This is a genomic window from Chryseobacterium sp. TQ-BC-N36 (assembly GCF_058382295.1).
On sequence record NZ_CM178175.1, the window covers coordinates 278,806 to 301,112 of the forward strand.

General features: G+C 37.6%; 19 protein-coding genes and 1 tRNA gene. 15 read left to right on the forward strand and 5 right to left on the reverse strand.

The features are described from left to right. Positions 1 to 47 precede the first annotated feature (47 nt). The 12 genes from AC3FI7_RS01180 (at position 48) to AC3FI7_RS01235 (ending at position 10,191) form a co-directional block, all read left to right on the forward strand. Positions 48 to 614 carry a Crp/Fnr family transcriptional regulator gene (locus tag AC3FI7_RS01180; RefSeq protein ID WP_142722238.1) on the forward strand — a complete coding sequence of 189 codons (567 nt, stop codon included), beginning with the start codon at positions 48 to 50 and terminating at the stop codon, positions 612 to 614. A gap of 84 nt (positions 615 to 698) precedes the next feature. Next, complete coding sequence (locus tag AC3FI7_RS01185; RefSeq protein WP_491461201.1) at positions 699 to 2,210, forward strand: FAD-dependent monooxygenase; 1,512 nt, start codon at positions 699 to 701, stop codon at positions 2,208 to 2,210. Beyond that, a complete protein-coding gene (locus AC3FI7_RS01190; protein WP_142722240.1) occupies positions 2,207 to 2,545 on the forward strand; it encodes a hypothetical protein in 339 nt (112 codons plus the stop codon). The genes AC3FI7_RS01185 and AC3FI7_RS01190 overlap by 4 nt, the downstream gene beginning before the upstream one ends. Beyond that, positions 2,542 to 4,449, forward strand: coding sequence for an acyl-CoA synthetase (locus tag AC3FI7_RS01195; protein WP_491461202.1), 1,908 nt, complete (start codon positions 2,542 to 2,544; stop codon positions 4,447 to 4,449). Before AC3FI7_RS01190 ends, AC3FI7_RS01195 begins: the two co-directional genes overlap by 4 nt. A 6-nt stretch (positions 4,450 to 4,455) precedes the next feature. Then, positions 4,456 to 5,412, forward strand: coding sequence for a fumarylacetoacetate hydrolase family protein (locus AC3FI7_RS01200; protein WP_491461203.1), 957 nt, complete (start codon positions 4,456 to 4,458; stop codon positions 5,410 to 5,412). Next, a complete protein-coding gene (locus AC3FI7_RS01205; protein WP_343658106.1) occupies positions 5,402 to 5,815 on the forward strand; it encodes a VOC family protein in 414 nt (137 codons plus the stop codon). Before AC3FI7_RS01200 ends, AC3FI7_RS01205 begins: the two co-directional genes overlap by 11 nt. Before the next feature lie 11 nt (positions 5,816 to 5,826). Beyond that, complete coding sequence (locus AC3FI7_RS01210) at positions 5,827 to 6,477, forward strand: VOC family protein (protein ID WP_142722244.1); 651 nt, start codon at positions 5,827 to 5,829, stop codon at positions 6,475 to 6,477. Positions 6,478 to 6,572: 95 nt separating this feature from the next. Further along, entirely contained in the window at positions 6,573 to 6,905 is a 333-nt protein-coding gene (locus AC3FI7_RS01215) for a DUF2147 domain-containing protein (protein ID WP_142722245.1), read from the forward strand. Positions 6,906 to 6,957: 52 nt separating this feature from the next. Continuing rightward, complete coding sequence (locus AC3FI7_RS01220; protein ID WP_343658109.1) at positions 6,958 to 7,500, forward strand: hypothetical protein; 543 nt, start codon at positions 6,958 to 6,960, stop codon at positions 7,498 to 7,500. Positions 7,501 to 7,703: 203 nt separating this feature from the next. Further along, positions 7,704 to 8,276 (forward strand): dihydrofolate reductase family protein, encoded by a 573-nt coding sequence (locus AC3FI7_RS01225; protein ID WP_491461204.1) that lies wholly within the window; start codon positions 7,704 to 7,706, stop codon positions 8,274 to 8,276. 6 nt (positions 8,277 to 8,282) lie between these two features. Next, positions 8,283 to 8,732, forward strand: a complete 450-nt coding sequence (locus AC3FI7_RS01230) for a nuclear transport factor 2 family protein (RefSeq protein ID WP_491461205.1) — start codon at positions 8,283 to 8,285, stop codon at positions 8,730 to 8,732. A 109-nt stretch (positions 8,733 to 8,841) separates the two neighbouring features. Further along, complete coding sequence (locus tag AC3FI7_RS01235) at positions 8,842 to 10,191, forward strand: Dyp-type peroxidase (RefSeq protein ID WP_491461206.1); 1,350 nt, start codon at positions 8,842 to 8,844, stop codon at positions 10,189 to 10,191. A 95-nt stretch (positions 10,192 to 10,286) separates the two neighbouring features. On the opposite strand, the gene AC3FI7_RS01240 is transcribed toward AC3FI7_RS01235, so the two are convergent. Next, positions 10,287 to 10,733 (reverse strand): SRPBCC family protein, encoded by a 447-nt coding sequence (locus AC3FI7_RS01240; RefSeq protein ID WP_491461207.1) that lies wholly within the window; start codon positions 10,731 to 10,733, stop codon positions 10,287 to 10,289. Between the two features lie 474 nt (positions 10,734 to 11,207). Between AC3FI7_RS01240 and AC3FI7_RS01245 the strand changes: the two genes are divergently transcribed. The 3 genes from AC3FI7_RS01245 to AC3FI7_RS01255 all read left to right on the forward strand — a co-directional run bounded on the left by AC3FI7_RS01245 (position 11,208) and on the right by AC3FI7_RS01255 (position 13,729). Continuing rightward, a tRNA-Lys gene (locus AC3FI7_RS01245) sits at positions 11,208 to 11,280 on the forward strand. Positions 11,281 to 11,561: 281 nt separating this feature from the next. Beyond that, positions 11,562 to 12,740 carry an alpha/beta hydrolase-fold protein gene (locus tag AC3FI7_RS01250; protein ID WP_491461208.1) on the forward strand — a complete coding sequence of 393 codons (1,179 nt, stop codon included), beginning with the start codon at positions 11,562 to 11,564 and terminating at the stop codon, positions 12,738 to 12,740. 554 nt (positions 12,741 to 13,294) lie between these two features. Next, positions 13,295 to 13,729 (forward strand): hypothetical protein, encoded by a 435-nt coding sequence (locus AC3FI7_RS01255; protein ID WP_491461209.1) that lies wholly within the window; start codon positions 13,295 to 13,297, stop codon positions 13,727 to 13,729. 206 nt (positions 13,730 to 13,935) lie between these two features. Here AC3FI7_RS01255 and AC3FI7_RS01260 read toward each other — a convergent pair whose 3' ends face one another. From AC3FI7_RS01260 to AC3FI7_RS01275, 4 genes are all read right to left on the reverse strand, one after another. Next, entirely contained in the window at positions 13,936 to 14,643 is a 708-nt protein-coding gene (locus AC3FI7_RS01260; RefSeq protein ID WP_491461210.1) for an IclR family transcriptional regulator, read from the reverse strand. A gap of 33 nt (positions 14,644 to 14,676) precedes the next feature. Then, positions 14,677 to 15,120 (reverse strand): DoxX family protein, encoded by a 444-nt coding sequence (locus AC3FI7_RS01265; protein ID WP_491461211.1) that lies wholly within the window; start codon positions 15,118 to 15,120, stop codon positions 14,677 to 14,679. A gap of 84 nt (positions 15,121 to 15,204) precedes the next feature. Continuing rightward, positions 15,205 to 15,831, reverse strand: a complete 627-nt coding sequence (locus AC3FI7_RS01270) for a type 1 glutamine amidotransferase domain-containing protein (RefSeq protein WP_343658122.1) — start codon at positions 15,829 to 15,831, stop codon at positions 15,205 to 15,207. 242 nt (positions 15,832 to 16,073) lie between these two features. Next, a complete protein-coding gene (locus AC3FI7_RS01275) occupies positions 16,074 to 22,271 on the reverse strand; it encodes an SDR family NAD(P)-dependent oxidoreductase (RefSeq protein ID WP_491461212.1) in 6,198 nt (2,065 codons plus the stop codon). Between the last annotated feature and the right edge of the window lie 36 nt (positions 22,272 to 22,307).

The window sequence follows — 22,307 nt, forward strand, 5'->3', positions numbered from 1 at the left end:
CTGATTTTAAGGGAACGTCATTGGTTTTTGTAAATAAAATTTTTATTATGGAATTACTGGAATACTTACAAAAAGCAGCAGGTCTTTCAACCGAAAAGGCACAGATCGTTGAAGAGTTTTTTGAATATATAGAATTACCAAAAGGGTACCAGTTATTGAGTGAAGGTAAGCAGTCAAAGAAAATATTTTATGTTGAAAAAGGGATGATGCGTTTATATTACCTTAAAGACGGCAAGGATATTACACACGATTTTTTTGATGAAACTAAATTTTATGCTCCCATTGAAAACATATTTTTACATCAGCCATATCCATATTATCTTGAAATGTTGGAAAACGGAATAATCCGAACAGCGGATTTTATGAAAGTTGAAAAAATTATAGATACTGACACTACGCTGCAACGGTTTTCCAGACATGTTCTGGTTAGCACCATTAAACGTCTTGCCGAACAGCTTTATTCGATCCAGTTTCAATCGGCACAAGAACGTTACCAGCTATTAATCAAAAGGCATCCCAATATTCTTCTTCGTTCATCACTTGGACATATTGCATCCTATCTGGGGATTACCCAATCTACCTTAAGTGTAATCAGAGGGGAAAAGTCAAAATAGTTTTTTACGACGTCGTCATTTTTTTAGATATCGAAAAAATTCCTCCAAAAATGTTGCGCAACTTTGCTGTATAAAAGCAAGGTAATGCAAGAAGATAAAGTAAATGATTACAAAGCATATGATATCATAGTATGCGGTTTAGGCCCTGTTGGGTTGCTTACCTGCAACACATTAGGTTTGCGTGGATATCAGGTTTTAGGTGTTGACAGATTTGAAAAAGCGTTTAGTTTCCCGAGAGCCATTCATATGGATGAAGAAATTGTTCGTATAGTGCAGTCTGTAGGCTTACTTGATGAATTGTTGCCACAGTTGAAGCCTTCAGGCGGTTTAGAACTGACTGATGAAAAATTCAATGTGCTGTTTCGTGCTAAAAGCGTTTTTCCGGGAGGCTTTTCTTCTGATCATTTTTTATTTCTGCAACCCGAACTGGAAACTATTTTACGCAATGGTTGCAAACGCTTTCCCAATGTCAATCTTGTTTATAAGGGCATTACTGATTTCGAACAAAGCAATGACGGGATAACCGTTTTTTCAAATACCGAAAGATTGGCATCTGCAAAATACATGATCGCTTGCGATGGTGCCAACAGTTTTACCCGAAATAAATTAGGTATTAACCGGGAAGATTTAAGATTTGATAAAGACATTTTGAAAATAGATGCGTTGGAAGTAGTCCCCACGCCGGATCAATATAATACTGTTCAAAAAATATGCAGCCATAAGAAACCCTGGGTAAGGATGAATGGTATAAGCAACCACAAGCGCTGGGAATTGAATTATACAAATGGTCTGAGCAAAGAAGAAATCCAGAAGCCCGAAAAAATCAAACAGCTTTTGTCTGAAATAGGTGCGGATACCGGCAACCTGCTAATCCAGCATGGGGTGTTATATTCTGTGAAAAGTGTTTTGGCAAAAGAGTGGCAGCGTGGAAACATCATTTTGGCTGGTGATGCTGCACACACCACACCGCCTTACACCGGGCAGGGTATGGCAGCAGGTTTCAGGGATGTAATGAACTTCACCTGGAAATTGGATGCTGTTCTCCAAAAGCAGTGGCCTGATTCCATCCTCAAAACCTATCAAACGGAACGATATCCACATGTAAAGTTTAATATCCGATTGACAATTCTGGTAGGCTGGATCTTTACAACACGGCTTTGGATGGTGTTGAAAGTGCTGTCAAAAATCCCATTGATCAAAGGCTGGCTGCTCAATTTTCATTTGCCAAAAAATCCGCTGGGAAATGGGTTCTGGGGTACAGGAAAAGCGAAGCGTTATCTGTTTCCGCAAGTGAAAATTGACCCAAACAGATATTCCGATATGCTTTTATCGAATGAATGGACATTGGTATCAATCGGTAAAAGCAGAGCGCCACATATTGCTGGCCTCTGCGAAAAATTAAAATTGAAATATGTAGTATTTGACACCGAACCTTATGCTGAAGAGTTACGGAAATGGGCGGAAAGAAAAGCTTATTATTTCATTGTCCGTCCCGATCTGTATGTATTCTCATCAGGTAACAGTGCTGAAAAACTGTGCAGGGAATTTCAACTAAAAATGAAAAATATATCATCAGCACCAACAAAAAAGATATGATAACTTCAATCACATACAGCATTGCTTTCATTTTTGGTTTGGCAATGATCAGCAAGTTGATGGGCAAATCAAAGCCGACTTTTCAAAAGGCAGGTTACAGTACAGCATCCATGTATATTGTCGCTGTTTTACAAGCCATTCTTACAGCAGGTTTATTTACGCAATACTACGCTTTGTGCTCGGCTATTGGTTTGTTGCTTATTATGGCAGGTGTCTTTTATACCTTAATCAAAATAAAAGAAACCTGGCAGAGCTATATATTGGCTGTTTTGGTCACGGTTTTATTGGTTGCATTAGTCAGCTTATCAGTAATTAAACAGATTAATAAAATATGAATATAGCAAACAGAAAAGATGTCCAGGATTTTGAGCAGAAGCCATTACCTGATTTGCCAGACAGCACTTACGAAGCGGTTGCCCGAAGTGCTACGAAATATCCGAATCGTGTTGCATTAAAGTTTTTCCTGCAGGGCACTAAGTTCAAACATTCGGCAGAGTGGACATACAAAGAGATACTCAAAAAAATTAATGCTACAGCCAATATGTTCCGTGATTTAGGCATTCGAGATACCGATGTTGTTTCCTACATTTTACCTAATTCTCCCGAAACCGTTTTTACACTTTTTGGCGCAGAAACCGCAGGCATTGTGAATGCTGTAAATCCGTTGTTGCAACCCTCGCAAATGGCGGAGATTATGAATGCAGCAGGTACAAAAGTTTTGGTTACGCTGTCACCATTCCCTAAAACCGATATTTGGGAAAAAGTATCGGGCATTTTTGCTGATGTACCCACTTTACAGACAGTTATCACCGTAAATCTTGCCCGATATCTAGATTTCATTCCAAAAATAGCTGTACAGCTCACAGTCAAAAAGCCCAGAACATCGCATAACATCCGCCTTTTGGATTTTCACAAAACGGTAAGCCAGTATCCGGAAGATCATCTTTCTTTTCAGCGTACCTTTTCACCCGATACTATTGCTTCTTACTTTCATACAGGGGGTACAACAGGTAAACCGAAAATAGCACAGCACACCCACCGCAATGAAATTGCCAATGCATGGTCGCTTATGAATTGGGCTGATTTAACCGGCTACAAAACACTGCTTTGTGGTTTACCGTGGTTTCATGTTAATGGCGTTATTGTTACAGGCATCGCGCCGCTTTTGAGTGGTGGCTGCATTTTGTTGGCAACACCGTCAGGCTATCGGGGTGAAGGCGTTATCAAAAACTTTTGGAAAATTGTAGAGCATTACAAGATTTCCTTTTTCAGTTCCGTGCCTACTGTCCTGCAGATGATACTGGAGACACCAAGGGAGAGGGAAGACATTCGCAGCCTGGAGTATGCTTTGTGCGGTGCGGCTCCTTTGCCGGTTAAATTGTTCAACGACTTTGAAGCAAGTACCGGAGTAAAGATCATAGAGGGCTACGGGTTCACAGAAGGTGCCTGTGCTAATTCTGCCAATCCTGCTTTCGGTAAGCGCAAAGTAGGGTCTATTGGTCTGGCGTTGCCACACCACCAAATGAAAATTGTGGTTTTGGAGGAAAAAACAGGACAATATATGCGTGATGCCGAAACAGATGAAATCGGGATCATTGTCTGCAAAGGCATCAACATTTTCCCCGGTTACAAAGAAGCCCGGCATAATGAAAATATATGGATTAATGACGGAAATGATGTTTGGTATAATACAGGTGACACAGGCAAACAAGACGCAGATGGCTATTTTTGGATAACAGGCCGTAAAAAAGAGCTGATCATTCGTGGCGGGCACAACATTGACCCAAAAGCCATTGAAGAGCCATTGTCGCAACATCCGGCTGTTGCAATGGCAGCAGCTATCGGCAGTCCCGATAAGCGGGTGGGCGAAATGCCTGTTGCCTTTGTGCAGCTCAAACCCAATCAGCAGGTTTCAGAAGAAGAACTGAGAACTTTTGCACAGGAAAACATTGCCGAAAAAGCAGCAATACCAAAAGAAATTTTTATTGTAGAAGTCATTCCGCTTACCGCGGTAGGTAAAATTTTCAAGCCCGGGCTTACACAAATTGAAATAAAAAGGGTGTTCAGCAATGAATTGAAATCTATCAGCGAAATCGAAAACTTTGAAATTAATGTAGACCAGACACCTCAATGGGGTATGGTGGCATACATTACCACAACAGGAAAAAATCCTGGTATCATTGCCGAAAAGGTAAAGGATGCATTAGGAAATTACACGGTTAAATATCAATTAAAGTAAATGGTTATGGGAATATCAATCGTAAAATACAAAAAAAATGGCAACACCCTGTGGGGGGGTCTATCTGGCGAAAAAATTTCGCAACTTGTTCTTCAACCTCCTAATTTGATGGCAATCATAGAGGCACCACAGACTTATCTGATTGACAAAAATTTGGAAAAGGAAACATTTGATTTTCAACAAGTAGAAATCCTTGCACCGGTTTCGGGTCCATTGCGGGTGCTGTGCCAGGGCGTAAATTATGCTTCTCACCGCAAAGAATCAGGCTTGAGCAGCCAATCAAGCGGCAATGTACTGTTTACAAAAGATTCAAGTTCCATTACCGGAGCTTTCAGCCCCGTGATCCGTCCCAAAGACTGCCAATGTCTGGATTATGAAGTAGAGCTGGGTTTAATCATCAGGAAAGATATTACTCAACCTGTAAAAATTACCGAAGCCAACTTACATGAGTACATTGCGGGCCTTGTGCTGGCCAATGATTTTTCAGCAAGAGACCTGCAATACAAAGATGATTATGCACAATGGTATAAAGGCAAGAGTTGCCGGACCTTATTGCCTTTGGGGCCTGTTTTTTATCTGCTGGACAAAGAAGAGTTCAATTACCTGAACAATCTTACTATTCAGCTTTGGGTCAACGATCAGCTTCGGCAGGAAGCCAATACTTCTCAGCTTATTTTCAAACCCGCCGAAACGCTGACCGAAATTTCAGAATTTCAAGACTTGTCCGCAGGTGATCTGCTTTTGACAGGCACGCCGGGAGGAGTTGTGATAAAAGCTCCAGGCAAGTTTCTGCAGGGGATTGCAACGTGGCTGCTGAGCAATGAAAAAAAAGTAAATGTGCTCCGTAAAAAGAAAGCTGATTATCTGCAAGACAATGATATTGTAAAAACAAAGATCTATTCGGCTGATGGGAAAATTGATTTAGGTACGCAACTCAACAAAATTATTTCTTATGGTTTCTAAATTACAGCACCATGTTTTTTATGTAGAAGATCTGAAGCGTTCAAAAGATTTCTACATGCAGTTATTCGACCTGCAATTTTCAGCACTCAATCATCCTGACAGCAGTGCCGCAATGAAAATATCAAAACAGGAAATGCATTTCTTCAGTTTCGGGTTTTACCACCACGACATTTGCATGGTTAAGCACCATAAATTAAAAATGGATAACCATTCTATGTTACATTATTCAATGGTAGTGCAGGATAAAAACGGTTTTGAAAAAATAAAGCAACAGGCTGAAGCCATGAGCATTCCATTACGGCAAGGGAGGATGTTGAAATCGGCACAAATGCAGCCTGATTGGCTGGCGTTCTGTTTTCAGGATCCTGACAGACATTGGATAGAAATTTTATGGAAACCTTAAATACAAAGAAGATGAGACAAAATACATACATACCGCCCAATGTTATTTCACCATTTAAGCAAAAGATCTCGTTTTTGCTGCGCAAAAAATGGATAAGAGAATTAGTGTTGTTGCCAGGCACTGTTACCGGCAAAAGGTTTTCTAATAAAACCGCCGATTACGGAGTGTTTAAACCATCATTGATTTCGCATTTAGACCAGCTTTCAATATATGTGCAAAGTATTGAGGATAGCCGGAAATGGTATAGTGACCTTGTGGGATTAAGCACAAGCCGGATAACTGAAACAGAACCGCATCCATTCAAAGAAGGATATACTATCCGATGCTGTTATATGAGTGCTGACGAACATGAAGAATGCCTGGTGCTGATTGAGGAAAGGAATGGGCAGGGGGAAATTACCATTCCTTCGGGAATGAGCTTTTTTCATTTTGCGTTTGAAGTAAGTGGAAACCGCTTGGAAGATGTGAAAAATTTTGAAAAACAAGCCAGGGAAAAAGGGTATATACCTAATTACGGAACTGTAACCCACAACGATAAACCGCCCATGGGAGATGGTGAAACAGGGGGTAACACTGCTGTTTATTTCTATGATCCTGACTGGAATAATGTAGAGTTCTGCGGAACGATGGATACGATTGAGAATTATAAAAGGAAAAAATAATTTTCAGCCAAAAGTGTTTTTTTAGATATCTAAAAGAGATGCAGGAAATAAAGATTGATCTTTGTGTCATCAATTAACTTAAAAAAAAATAAAAAATGAAAAAACTTATTGTATTGGTATTCTCCATGTTTTTTGCCGCCCTATCTTTTGCCCAAACTGCAAAAGATGATTTTACAGGAAAATGGAAAACTGAAGATGGCGTTACCATCACTACTTCCAATAACAACGGGAAAATTTCAGGTTTGGATCCCAAAGGCCGTCCTACGCTCTATAATGTACGCTTTGAAAAAAAGGAATGGAAGGGAAATGTAGAAAATCATGAGACAGGACAGAAAGGAAACTGTGAAATTTATCTGGAAGGGAAAAAGCTGAAAGTTGTAGCACACAAAGGTATTTTTTCAAAAACCATGTATTGGGTAAAACAGTAAACACTAAAATCATTTATTTTAATTAAATTTATATATCTCTAATTCAATGGGTATGAACATCAAACAACTCACACAGGATGCAGCATTAAAGCTGAAATTGTATTTAGCTACACTTGGTGAACCCTTAGAAAAATCACACGACGTGGTTACCGATGCCGATGCCGGGCTACGCAGTGGCAACCTTTCGGAATTGACTATTATCACTGACCTAAAACCCGAAGGAGCAAGAAACCTTAAGTTGATATTTGAAACATTAAAAGGCAATCTTACGGGAGCTAAAAAAGTGGGTACACTGCACGATATGCGTTTTGTATTTTTAGAAAATGACACCAAGCTGCTTTTCTGTACTTGCTATGACGGTGATTGGGATACCTATATCAATGACTTTGCCACCAAAATACCGGAGATGATGGATTTGATTTTTGGAAATATTGAAGGATGGCCCGGTATTAAGTCGCCCACAGTAAAAGAATTTATACTCAGCAAACAAATTACAGCTTCTGCCTGGTTTGTAAGTCACCCTAACCTTACCGTTGCCGATATTACAAGATTAGAAAAGATTGGTGACGGTCTGAATAAACTTTTGGAATTATAAGTTTCAAAAAAAATGCAATGAAGTCAGAATATATTTTGTTTTCGGAAGAAGCGCAGATTAATGGGAAAGAACGGAAAGAACCCAGAATGCTGAAAGAACTTTTTTGGGTAAAATTTTACATGCATTAAGCAATAGTGTCGCTTTGGGGTCAAATATTTAACATCAGTAACAAATCATAATCAACAATAAAAAAATAGAATTGTATGAGGAAAATAATTTCATTTATGCATATATCGCTTGACGGTTTTGTAGCAGGACCGAACGGAGAAATGAACTGGATTAACGTTGATGAAGAAATTTTTGATCATGTTGGCGAACGGATAAGCAAGACAGACACTGCATTGTATGGACGAGTTACTTATCAGATGATGGAGGCTTACTGGCCAAACGCAGGAGATAAGCCGAACGCATCCCAACACGACATCCACCACTCAAAGTGGTATAACAAGGCTCACAAAATTGTTTTATCAAAAACATTGAATGATGCAGGTTTGACAAATACAACGATTATCAGTGATGACCTTTCCAACGAAATCAATAAAATAAAGCAAGGGGCAGGGAGTGAGATCCTGATTTTCGGTAGCCCGACAGCAACACATTCACTTATTCAACAGAATTTAATTGACGGCTACTGGTTGTTTGTTAATCCAATTATTCTTGGACAGGGCATTCCATTGTTTATAGACATCAAAGACAAAATAAATTTAAAACTCCTGGCTACCCGGCAATTTACTTCCGGGGTAACCGAACTTAATTACACCCTTTTAAAGAAATAATCTAAGATGAAAAAGAAAATAGAACAAGCAGACAGAACCCATCCAGCTTTTAAAAATAAAAATGCTGATCCTTTTTACGACATCGTAATGGAAGGTTTGGCAGACGAAGTTGACGGAGAACATTTTTGGGATGCCGTTGCGGAAGATGCGGTGTTTGAATTTCTATACAATTTTGAAGGATTTCCCAACAGGCTTGAAGGGCGTAAAGTTTATATGGACTGGTTCAGTGGATATGGTAATATCCTGCATTCTGCTGATGGTCTGCGCGTGTATAAATCTGCAAACCCAGCTAATGTAATTATTTTGGAGTATGCGGTACACGGTAATGTTCCTTCAACAAAAAAAGAATACCACAACCGCTTTTGTTCAATCATAACGATTAAAGACAGAAAAATAATTCATTGGCGCGATTATATGGACTCCCTTGCAGTAGTGCTTTCAAGTTCGCGTGATTAACAGTAAGCTGCCAAAGCACCATCTATAGCATTGTATTGGTGTCATGTCGGTGGACATTAAATGTAACTTCTTTATCACCAATGCTTCAACATTAATAATTAATAGTCTTATGTTCTTAAAAAAAATATTCAAACGGACTGCCGAAAAAATAGACTTGAAGGATATTCAAGCTATTATATTGCGTGACAGACCATTACCTTATCATGGTGTCAATGTTTTTTTGGAAATTCTGGATACTGTTTCCGCTAAGGCATTTTTGAAAGAAATAGTTCCTTATGTTACCAGTGCAAAAAATTGGTGGGATAATGATGATGCCTGGCTTGCAATTGCCTTTACCTATGAGGGATTAAAGAAGCTTGAACTTCCGCAGTCTACCATTGAAAGCTTTCCGGAAGCCTTTAAAAAAGGAATGGCTGCCCACAGCGAAAAACTGATGGATATTAATGAAAACGCTCCAGGAAAGTGGGATTCCGTTTTTAAAGCAGCTAATAACCATATTGCCGTTTCGATCGTTGCAAAGAATATGGATGACCTGAACTCCAAAAAAGCACTTGCCCTTCAGGTATTGGAAAAATACCCAGGTGTTAAATTGTGCTTTCAAGCCGATTTTGATACTCCTATAGAAGGTAATTTCAATCATTTTGGTTTTCGTGATGGGATCAGTAATCCTGAAATTGAAGGCAGCGGGGCAGAGCAATTAAATTCAAAAGAACGCCCCATAAAGGCGGGGGAATTTATTTTGGGATATACTAACGAAGCTGGCAATCATTATCCTATGCCACAACCCACTGAGTTAGCCAGGAATGGGACATTTGTCATTTTTAGAAAATATCACAGTCATGTTGCAGCTTTCAATAAATATCTCAGCGAACAGGCAAAATCGAAAGATGAGCAGGACCTGCTGGCTGCTAAAATGATAGGCAGGTGGCGGAGCGGAGCCCCATTAAATATGTGCCCGTTTAAAGATAATGCCGAATTAGGGGCTGATGCTACAAAAAATAATGATTTTGATTTCAGTAATGACCAAAATGGTAAGGTCGTACCTTACTCAAGCCACATGCGCCGCATGAATCCACGTAACAGTAAAATGGCAGTAATGTCGGATGTAAACCTGCACCGCATTATACGAAAAGGCGTAGGATATGGGCCTGCACTACCCAATGGCAGTATTAAGGATGATGGCAAAGAACGAGGGCTTTATTTTATAGCGTTTAGTGCAAAAGCTATGGAGACCCTTGAGTTTTTACAAAAAGAATGGGTGAACAACGGGAATTTTGTCAGCCTCAAAAATGAAAGGGATCCTATGATAGGACTCAACGAAGGCAAAGGAACTTTTACGATGCCCGACAATCCTTTACCAAAGCGCTTTATTGGAATGCCGACTTTCAATACATTAAAGGGAGGCATGTACCTTTTTATGCCAGGAATCAACGCTGTAAAGTGGATCAGTGAAATATAGGAATTACGATTTTTATCACGTCTACAGGATTGGCATTAGTCTCCACTAACAGGGTGTAATAATCTGATCTACAAAACATTTTTTGTCATCAGATATCAAATATGCCGGGGCATATTTTCAGCTATTTCTTTTATGGTGAAAACAGTGGTCCGCCAAAAAAATTCAAAGTGTTTTCTAATCGTTTCTGTTGGAAAGTTTTCAATGTTTACGGTCAGCTGTGTTTGTCTATCAACGGATGTCAGAATAAATTCAATAACAGTATAGTTTTGTTTTTTGTCTACAAGTTTCGACACAGAACTGAGATGGCTGAAGCTTAATCTTTTTTCTTTGTCATATTGAAGTATAATTCCTTTATTTTCAAAATTGACATGATGAAATCCACGAATTAAAATGGGTGAATTAACTTTCCAGTCAGTCTGCACTTCTATATTCATTTCAGGATCGCCTAACCATTCTGACATTAATCTAGTGTCGGTCAAAGTCGTCCACAGCTTTGAAGGGCTGGAATTGATTTTAACTGATATGGAAAGTTGGTCTGCCATTTTGTAATGTTTTATGATGTTGTTTTATTGTTGTGGGAGATCTTCCATTACAATAACCAATTTATTGGTATAACAAAGCTACATGAAATTTCTATACATGGCTAACCTGGAAATATCTTTTGTATCGGTATCCTGTAATAGTTTTGAAAATATTTTTTTAGATGCCATCAATAGGTTTTTCCTTACATTTTAAAGAAAGACGTTCGTGCTGGTACTAACGGGTGTAAATAAAAAATAGATTATTACTGAATCATCCGTATTTTGTTTGTGACCGGGATGCACTGCTCATTTTTACATGAATTGAAACTCAAAAATTATAGCAGCTGAAACAGTACGGAAATTTTTTGTCTCTGATTTCGTAAAAGTTAGCATTATTAAGGTGGTGAAATGCCTTAAAAGTATTGTAAATAAAGAAAAAGTTTCTATCTTTGCAGTCCCTTAAACAAAGGGATTTACTTGAAAAAGTAAGCGGCCGACTCGGTAGCTCAGCTGGTAGAGCAATACACTTTTAATGTATGGGTCCTGGGTTCGAATCCCAGCCGGGTCACTTAAGGAGATAACTGTTAAAGTTGTCTCTTTTTTTATTTCTTAAAAGCTGAACAGAATTTTCTAAAAAGATGTTGTGTAGAGCAAGCTGTTTATTTTCAAGTCGTATTATTATCCCTTTTTGGTTTTGATTGCTTTTTAAATGAAGCTAGGGTTTTATCTCTTATTGATCGTCGAAATATGGGGTTGTGCTGAAACGGTGAGAGGCAGAACGGGAGATAAGTGGGTAAGTTTTTCTTTTTATATTTGCTATATTTTGAATACCAGTAAGATATAAAGCCTATGATTATAAATAGAAAAACCTTAGCTTATCAACTTATTTTAATAATTGTGCTGGTGGTATCAAGCATAAGTTTAAGCTATTCTCAGGAGCCGCTTCCAGTTAGGAATCAGATTAGTAAAGTATTCCATTCAAAAGTTTTAAATGAGGAACGTCAGTTTTGGATTTATCTTCCGGAAGGTTATGATAGAGGAGAAAAGCTTTATCCGGTAATTTATCTTTTGGATCCCGACCAAAACTTTGCCTATGTTACCGAAATGGAAAGATTTCTTTCTGATCGATATCGTATGCCTAAATCTATTGTTGTAGGAATAGTTAATACGGATAGGGTGCGTGATTTTACTCCGGTCCACTCCATGACCTTTCATGGAAAGTTTGACAATAGTTTGCGTAATACTGGCGGCGCAGAAAAGTTTTTAAGTTTCTTGAAGCAGGAGGCTATTCCTTTCATTGAATCTAATTTCAGAACAGTACCTTATCGTACACTGGAAGGACATTCCCTTGGAGGCCTGTTTTCACTGTACTGTAAGAAAGAGAGGCCTGAGTTATTCCAATCATATATTATCATCAGCCCAGCCATTTATGACGGAAATACTGCAATTTTAAAGCAATTTCGCGGAGCATTACAAAAGAATGGGAATCATACTAGTTATTTATATCTTTCCATTGGTGACGAGCCTGATGGCCTTGCTCCTGTTAAAACATTGCATGAGAGCCTGAAAAAATATGCAGATAAGAACTTGATTTGGTATTTTAAACAATATTCTGGTGAGGATCATTTCTCCGTAGGGTATCAGAGTATGTACGATGGATTAAAATTTATATATTCAAAATGGTACCTGAATCCCCGGGATGCTTCAATGGTGAAATCATATGAGGATATCAGAAATCATTTTGATGCTCTTTCGCGACAATATGGTTATCAGATCATTCCAGATGAAGATCTCGTTAATGAGAGTGGATACCAAAGGCTAAATAACAACGATTTTGTTAATGCTATCGAAATTTTCGCAGAGAATGTAAAAAATAATCCAAAGTCTGCAAATGCTTACGACAGTCTTGGAGAAGCATTTATGAAAAATGGGAATAAACATAACGCGATTGAAAATTATGAGAAATCAATAAAGTTAGATCCGGACAATCAGAATGCAATGTATATTTTGCAGGAGCTTAAAAAATAGTTTTTAGGAGTTAAAAGACAACCTCATTTCTATTGAAAATGATCTGGTCATAATAAAATATTTATTATGTTGCTGTCAGAGCAAGGTAAAGTATTTGATAAAAATTCAAGGAGTTCTTTTCTTTTCAAATAACAAATCATATGATTTTTCTTATTGGAGATTCAAGGTCTATCGTCCTGTCCACTATGAATGGCGATCTGTATGAAAACAGTAATCATTGGATTACTAAATCCACAATACCACTGAAGAGAAGTATTAATATGATGTTTAAATTACTTCTTGACATTTTATCTTTAATCCTAATAAATATCTGAATATATCAATAGTCCATAAAAAGTGGTTTTAATGAATAATAACTCTTGCTTTGCCATGGATATTTAAACTGTTTAATCAACGAATGGTGTCTATTTTTGAAGTTTTTATTTCAATATGGATTATAAATCACATTTTTTGTGATATTTTTAATGCGTGAGAGGGCAACCTGTACAAAAAATACTCTCAAACAAAGAACAGAGATCATAAAATTAATAGAACAAGAATCTAAAAGATAAATTATGAAAATACTTAATGGAATGATTTCTTTTTTATTATTTGCTTTTATCGGATGTACAAGTGTTACTACGTCTGAAAAGTATGGTGTCGAGGCGGAAATTGTTGATAATGTGAGATCTAAAGTGCTAATTGAAAAATTTAACGCATATGATAAAAATAAATCATTTTTGACTTTTACATCCGAATTCGATAATTTTATAACGGTTAAAAACGGAGATAGTTTAATTATTAATAAAAGAGGTAAAACCGCACCGATGCTTGGGTTTACAGCTGCCTGCATAATTGTAAACAATAAAGATGTTGTGATTACTATCGATAACAAACAAGATATAAAACTGAATAAGGAACAATTACCAAAATATAAGTTTATCTATATAGGAAAAGATAAAAAGCGCTATACAGTTGAATATACAAACTTAGCCAAGTCTTTTTTGTAATTATATTGGAGACCGATTGCTTATCATTGTACATAATCTCAAAAAATAGTAAAAGCAGTCTTTAAGAACTGCTTTTTGATGTTTATTAAATTTAAAAATGAGAAATGCAATCAAAGTAAAATCAGAGATGATATCTAATTTTATCTATGGTTACTAAACCTGAAATCCAGCTTATATAAAATTCTTTTTTTTAGGTAACGCTTGTTTTAAAACTCTATTTTAGATAAGTATGATTGAATAAGCCTGACAGCTTTGAACATTTCATGTTGATTGAATGTATCGGACGACCCTGATATACCAATGGCTGCGACCAGACGCATTCCTTCGAATATAGGAACAGCAATACAATTTTGTCCCTTTTTGAACTGCTCAGTTTCAATAGCAAAACCATTCTGCTGAATGAATGCTATTTTTTCATTTAATAACCTTAGATCTTCCTTTGAGCAGTTTTCTCCTGATACCATCTTTTTTAAATGCATAGAATACGTGATAAAAATATTTCCCAATGCAGAATTTTTGAGATGCGTATCTTTACCTGGCTCCAGAGAAATTTTAACATTACGATCAGGCTCACAGATAAGTTCGTGACATATTGAACTTCCTTTCTGAACTGTTAAATAAGAGGTCTCTCCCGTTTTTTCAGTTATTTTTTTCAGAATAGGGCGGAAATATTGCTTTAATTTAAAAACATCTGCAGATGGGGGGATTAGATTCTTAATATTAGAATTAATCCTATATCTTGGTGTTCCATCATTTTTTTCCATGTATCCCAGTTCAGTAAACGTTTTAAAAAAGCTATGAACCGTGTTTTTCTTCATATCCAGTGAATTGGCTACATCCTGAAGACGAACATCATTTCCATTTTGAGCAACATATTCCAAGATTAATAACGCTTTTCTTACAGATTCTATCATTTTTTATTATTTACGTATTAAAATACCTAAGTATCATTTATCAATTACTTTCTTTATTTTTTTATGAGAGAGAAAAGATAGTAAACTATGTTTTCCAGATCCATACTCTATGAGGGTATACAACATAATAATATAATATACATTTATTTCATATCCATTGTTTGCCGCGGAAAAGCCATTCCCCAGGTGGGCTGTAAAAATAGCAGTCAGCATTACAAAAATTAAAATAATGGACGTACTTCTTGTAAATATACCTAATATAAGGAAAACTGACCCAATCAGCTCTATACATCCTGACAACCATGTATTAACAACTGGAAATGGAATGCCGATACTTTCAAACCACATGGCATTGGACGGAGCATCTAATATTTTCATAAAACCGGCATTATAGAAACCATATCCGACAATTAGCCTTATTAATAGTAATGAAACACCCTTCATCGTTTCTTTTATTTTAAAATTTTCTAGTATCATTTTTTATTTTTTAATCATTATTAATTTCGAATTCTGAATAACACATTATTATTACTGTTCCTATTAAACAGGTTACAGTGTTTGTCATTTATTTTCTAAAACTGAAATAATAGCTTCTGCTACAAGTCTTCCAGATGCCGGATTTTGTCCTGTGATCAGTTTTCCATCAATTACTATATGAGATTTCCAGGGAGCTGCAGAACTGTATTTAGCTCCTCTTTCTATTAACGCTGTCTCTAAAAAAAAGGGAGTGTCTGTCTGATAATCTTTTTCTTCCTGGTTGCTAAGACAAGTCAGGTATTTTCCTTTTATCAGATATTCGTTATTGCTTAACTTGATATTGAGCAAGCAAATGGGGCCGTTGCATATTAATCCAATTACAACTCCTTTTTCATACATATTGAGTAAAAAATTCTGCAGTTTCCTATTATTTATCATGTGAGCAAGCCCTCCCGGAATATAAACAGCACTATAATTTTCTACATTGATTTCTTCGAGAGAAAATGTTTTCTTATAATACCCTCCATTGAGAAAACTAATATCAAGCAGATCGTTTGTTCTACTGATTCTGGATGGACTTTGTTCCTGGCTTACCGCAAAGTCAACTGAATATTTATTTTTTATAAAAATAAAATAAGGACGAAATGTTTCAGTGAGAAAACTTCCTAAAGAATTGTTACAGGGAATAACAAATAAAATCTTTCTTTTCATAATACCATTACTTTTTTTGACAAATTTTAGTAATTGCAGGTTGTTTCTCAAGTATTTGGAAGTAAAGGCTTTAAAAGTTCTGAACAAAAGAACTTTTAAACAATTTCTGATATTATTCTGCAGATTGGCATATTGAATACTGCAGATCAACCGGCAAATAAAAAATCTGGATTTTCACAATTATTGAAAATCCAGATTTAACTATTGATAGCAAGATAATCCCAGTTACAGAACCTTCATGATTATTTTAATGCAGATTTATGAATGAGGATCTTTGCTTTAGTAATCTGTGTCAGCTGGACAATAGTAGTCGCGCCAAGTATTTCCATAATGGATAAATTAATGCCCATTTTAGATTGAATGGCTACAACTAATTCAACTGACATTATAGAATCAAATCCAAGATCTGTTAATTTGGTATCGGGAGTTAAAACATCTTTATTCCCTCCGGTAATCTCAGCAATTAAATCCTTGATCCCTTCTATCATAGTATCATCCCATTTTGTCTCTTCCATGGTAAAAAGATGACGTACAAAAGGAGATGAAGATTCGTGCTGTTGTTTATCAAGCAAGCCGCTTAATCTTTTCCAGGAACCCGGAAGTGAGTCTGTCATTGTATTCCAGTCTACATCGATAATGCCAATATGATTTTGGAAATTCTTTAGAGCATCACCCATGATGTTGAGTCCGAATACCGGAGATATAAGTTTAAAACCAATATTATTCAAATGTGTCTGTGCCATTTTTGTTCTTGCTACCATACCTGTTTCGGCAATAGCCCCCCAGCTGATGCTGGTTGCCGGCAATCCCTGTCTTATTCTGTCTAATGCAAGTCCATCTAAAAAGGAGTTGGCTGTAACGTAAGCCAGCTGTCCCGGATTACCTGTGTAGCTTAATCCGGATGAATAGCATACAAAAAACTTTAACGGGATATCTTTGGTTTGCTCATGGAGGTATAATGCACCTTGTGCTTTAGGCAGAAATACCTTGTCAAAAACAGCTGGGGTAATTGTTTCCACAAGACAGTCTTCAAGTACAGCTGCTGCATGAATAATACCAATCAAATGCAGATCTTTCTCAGCAGAAAAACGTACAGCACTTTTAACAGAATATTCATCGGTAACATCTAATTGAAGCGGATAAACTCTACAGCCGTAGGATTCTATTTTTTCCTGGATCGTTTTTTCCTCATGAGCGATCTGGCCTTTTCTGCTCGCCAGTATCAGATGTTTCACCCCTTGTTCTGCAAACCATAGTGCAGTTCTCAGTCCAAAACCACTACAACCTCCGGTGATTAAAACACTTTCATCTTCCTTAAAGCTTAAGCTTTCTTTTACTTCAGGAACGGTTTCAAGTGTCTGGTCTGTAAAATCGATGACTGCTTTTCCGGAATAAGTCCCGGAAGCTAATTTTTTAAATGCTTCCCTGCTCTGTCCTGCCATAAAAACCTCATAGGGAAGTGGTGGCAATTGTTTTTCAGAATAAGCCTGAAGGAAGTTGTCAAAAGAATCCCGAAAACGAAGAGGTGATATGAGGAAACTTTTATCAAGATCGAAAGCAATAAACTGTATACTTTTGTTGAAGGGAAGAAGTGATAATTTATAATTGCTTGTAATGTCCTGTTTGCCTATTTCTATAAACCTTCCTGAAGTACGGATAAGACGTAAGCTTCTGTGTAAAGCAGGGCCAGCCAGTGAATTTAATACCATATCAACCCCTTCTCCATTAGTATCCTTTAATATTTCGTCATAAAAATTTAGTGATCTTGAATCATACAGGTGTTCAATGCCCATTTTTTTCAATAGCGCTCTTTTTTCATCAGTACCCGCAGTTGCAAATACTTTTGCCCCCTTACTTAATGCTATATTGCAAGCGGCCAATCCTACACCGCCTGCGGCTGCATGAATAAGGATACGTTCTCCTTTTTGTAAATGTCCGAGTTCAATCAATGTAATCCAGGCAGTAAGGTAAACCAGGAAAGTTGAACTTTCCTGAAAAGAAATGTGGTCAGGCAACTTGTGTACAAAATCACGGTGTACATTAATATGGGTTCTCAAACCATTACCGTTGAAATAAACTCTATCCCCAACTTTAAATTCAGTAACGGATGAATGTAACCGGGTGATAATACCAGCGCCTTCCATTCCAAAATGAGTTCCGAAGAGGGTATTTTCCAGCGCTGATTCATTTAATAGTCCCATTGCCTTCATAGCGTCTTTAAAATTAAGGGAAGATGCAGCGACTTCGATTTGTACTTCGTGGATGCCGGGGTTTTCAATTTCTATGTTTCTGAAAACCAGACTGTCAATTTTGCCTTTTTGTAATATATCGAAACTGAACGCCTGACCGGGCTTCTTCTTTGCTGCGCTTTTGGCTCTTTGCGGAAAAGAAACATCATCCAAAACCAATTTACCCTGATTCCATCCGGACTGTGTATAAATCAGTTCTTCTTCTTCAAATGAACTTTGTAAAAGTGTCTGTAATTCATTTTCATTCAGCGGACTTTGTATATCGATTGTTTTTAATTGTATATCAGGAGTCTCAATAGCAACTACTCTGGCAAAACCGGCCAGTGCTGTGTGATGGGGATTTATTTTCTCCACTACAGGAACCGTTTCATCAGCAAGACCATATTGTACCAATAGCAATAAACGCTTCAGATGTTTCTTTACACCCTGATGTTGCAGTAATCTAATCAGTTGATGGTAATCAGCTGAGGAATCAGTCTCACTATTTTTTTCCCCGCCAGATGCCAGATATAATAGCTGAAATTCTTTATTTTCTATTGAATCTAATTCACTGATCAGGACAAACTCAACAGGAAATGCGGGAGGAAAAGAAAGACTGTTAAATACCGAATAATCACCGGTAACCAATAAGGGGATATTCACAAAATCATTATTCCCACTAAGCTGATATGGAGCAAAACTATATTTGTAGATCCAGTTTTGCTGTTGGCTGATCTCACTGCTGACCTGAGCCTTTTTACAGAACAAACCCTGAATGTCAGCCAATATGTTTCCGTTTTGGTCGAGCAACTGTAAATTTCCTGAAAGATTATTTATATTTTCTTCAGTGATCTGTGCTATACAATAGACGGTAGAAGGCAAAGGAGCAAACACCTTAATGCTATCAATTTTGACGGGTAAATAGGTTTTACCTGGATGAGTATTGGCTGAAAGTAATAAAAGAGACTGAAATGCTCCATCCAGAATCGTAGGATGTAAAATAGACTGTGTATCTGATGTTTCTGTTGTTGTATTTTGTAAAACAGAAAAAATCTCATTGCCATTAAAAAATGAATAAGATGAAATCGTTTGAAAAGCTGCCTGATAATTTAATCCAATCGATGCAAAATAATTATAAGCGTCAGTTTTACTGAAGACATCAGGAAATAGGAGTAATGCATAAATGTCTTTGGCAGGTAAAGGAACAAATTTGTCCGAAGCCCATGCAATCCCTTTTGAATGAACGGTCCAGTTATCATTGATTTTAGATGAAATAGAATAAGCCCCGTCAGAATTTAGCGCTGTAAAAAGCTCTGGAAATTCTCCCTCTCTAAAAGATAAAGGCGAGATGAATTCTATAAATTCAATAATGAATGTTCCTGAGTTTGACTTAGTGGATAGTACAGATAATATACTTTCTATATAGCCGGCTCCCGGAAAAATAATGCTGTTTCCGATCTGGTGGTCTTTGAGGTAGGATAGTGCCGGCCTGTTGACCTGTGTTTTCCAACAAATATCGGGACCTTCCAGTTTTTCTTGCAAAAAAGGATTTGGATTATTCTCACCAGTTAAGTAATTACTGATTTCAGCAGCTTGTGTCCAGCAATATTCTTTATCCCAGGCATAAGCAGGTAATCTGATCACCTGAGCTTTAAGCCCGGAATTTAACTCTACTTTAATACCAGCACCTATCAGTCCTTCTATATTGGTATTGATGGAAGCATTTTCTTCTGTGTGACGTTTTAAGGTGTAAAAAGTATTTACCCTTGTCCCTTTATCTGCGGCAATTTCTCTGATAGAACCGCTTAACACCGGATGAGGGCCAATTTCCATAAAATTGGTATATCCTTGCTGAATAAGCTTTCCAAGAGCCTGACTGAAAAATACCTCATACCGTATATTCATCCACCAGTAATCAGTATTATGGATCACTGAGTCTACAAGTTCGGCAGTTACAGTGGAGTATAATGGGATTGTAGGTAAAGTGGGCTTTACAAAGGAAAATGCTTCCATAGATTCCTCTTTCAATTCTTCAGCCTGTGAAGAATGGTAAGCAACTTCTACCCGTACAAATTTTGAGAAAACACCATCAATGGTGAGCTTTCTGTCGAGTAGGCTTAAGTCATTTTCAGTGCCGGCAATCGTTAGAGACTGAGGAGAATTAATGGTTGCTATTTCCAGATCAGGAAATGACTGCAGATAATACGTAGCCTTCTCAAAGCTTAGTCCTACGGACAGCAAGGTACCTTTCCCTGCTATTTTTTGAAGGATTCTCCCTCTTTGATACACCATGCGGACTCCGTCTTCCAATGTTATCGCTTTAGCAACCACTGCAGCAGCAACTTCTCCTACGCTATGCCCAATTATTGCATCCGGATGAACTCCTTTCGATGCCAGCATCTCGCTTAACCCTATTTGTATAAAAAAATTAGCAGGTTGAGCCAAATTGTTTTTTGTAATCTGAGATAGGGCCTCTGGCTTTTGCATTTCAGCAAGCAGTGAATAACCGGCAACAGCACTGTAAAGAGCGTCACATTTGTCCAGAGTATCTCTAAATATAGTATTCTCATTGTACAGCTCTTTTCCCATATCATACCACTGGGGACCCATGCCTGTAAATACCCATACCAATCTTTGGTCATTGGTTGCAGATGCTTTAGGGTATTCCTCTTTCTGTAATTTTAGTTCCAGAGCATATATTAATTCCTCCTGGGTTTCAGCTTCCAGTAACCAGGCAAACTCGTGTATGGTTTTTCTCCGGGTTAAGGTATATGCTAAATTACTTAAGGATATATCCTTCTTATCTTCAAGGAATTGTAACAAATTAGAGGCATTTTCTTTCAGTGATTTTAATGATTTTCCTGAAATAACAAATTGATATGGCTGAGGTTGTTCTTTAGGAACAGGAGCAGAGATGGGATCGAACCCTGATAAAATGGCGTGACCGTTTGTTCCTCCATAACCAAAAGAATTGACAGCAGCATAAGCAGGCCGCGTTTTTGAATACCAGCTGTCTCCTTGTAGCGGAATATTGATGTTGAGCTGCTCAAAAGGTATATTGGTGGCCAGGGGCCCAAGATTCATATGAGGTAAAATTTCTTTGTTTTTCAGTACCAATGCAGCTTTTATAATTCCGGCAATACCAGAAGCCGCTTCTGTATGTCCGATATTTATTTTTACAGAACCGACAGGCAGGGGTGCTGTTCTATCTTTGCCATATATACTGCCTAAAGCTCCCAGTTCAATTGGGTCACCTGCTTTTGTGCCGGTACCGTGAGCCTCTATATAATCAATGGAAGCTGGAGAGATATTACCTGCCTTAAGAGCGTCTTTAATAACATTGATTTGAGCTTCCTGATTGGGAAGGGAGATCCCTTCTGTCCTTCCGTCCTGGTTAATTGCAGTGCTTTCAATTACAGCATAAATAATATCATTGTCTTCTATAGCTTTATCCAGCTCTTTTAATACGATCATACCGGCACCTTCACCTCTTCCATACCCGTCAGCCTGTTCGAAAAAAGCCTTGGAGCGGCCATCTTTAGCCAGATATTTTCCTTTGCTCATCAATATGCTGGCCACCGGATTGATCATTATATTGACTCCTCCTGCAATGGCAAGTTCAGTTTCATTATTTTTAATAGCCTGACAAGCCAGATGAACAGCTACCATAGATGAAGAACAGGCTGTATCAACGCTAAAGGAAGGGCCCATCAGGTCGAAAGTGTGGGATAGCCTGTTAGAAAGTAAGGTAGCTGTACCGGCCGTAGGTGTATGCGTGTTGATGTATCTCAAGGTGTCACCTGAAGTCCGTAACAATAAATTGTCCAGCATAAATCCTCCAATAAAAACTCCGGTTTTTGTTTTTTTGAGCATATGAATATCAAGCCCAGCATCGTCAAATGCTTCATATGCTATTTCAAGCAAAAGTTTTTGCTGAGGATCAAGTGTCATACTTTCCCTGGCAGAAATGCCAAAAAAATTATAATCAAAGTCATAAATACTTTCTTTCAAAAATGCCCCCCGTTTGGTATACATTTTTCCCGGGGCATCTTCATTTTGATCATAGAATTTGTCCAAATTCCATCTGTCTGCCGGAACATCAGTTACAGCATCTTTGCAGTTTTTCAACTGATTCCAGAAACTTTCAGCATTGTTCATATTTCCGGCATATCGGCAACCAATTCCAATAATGGCAATTTTTTTTTGTTTCATATCTTATTTTAAATGATTAGGGTAAGTTTCTTCTTT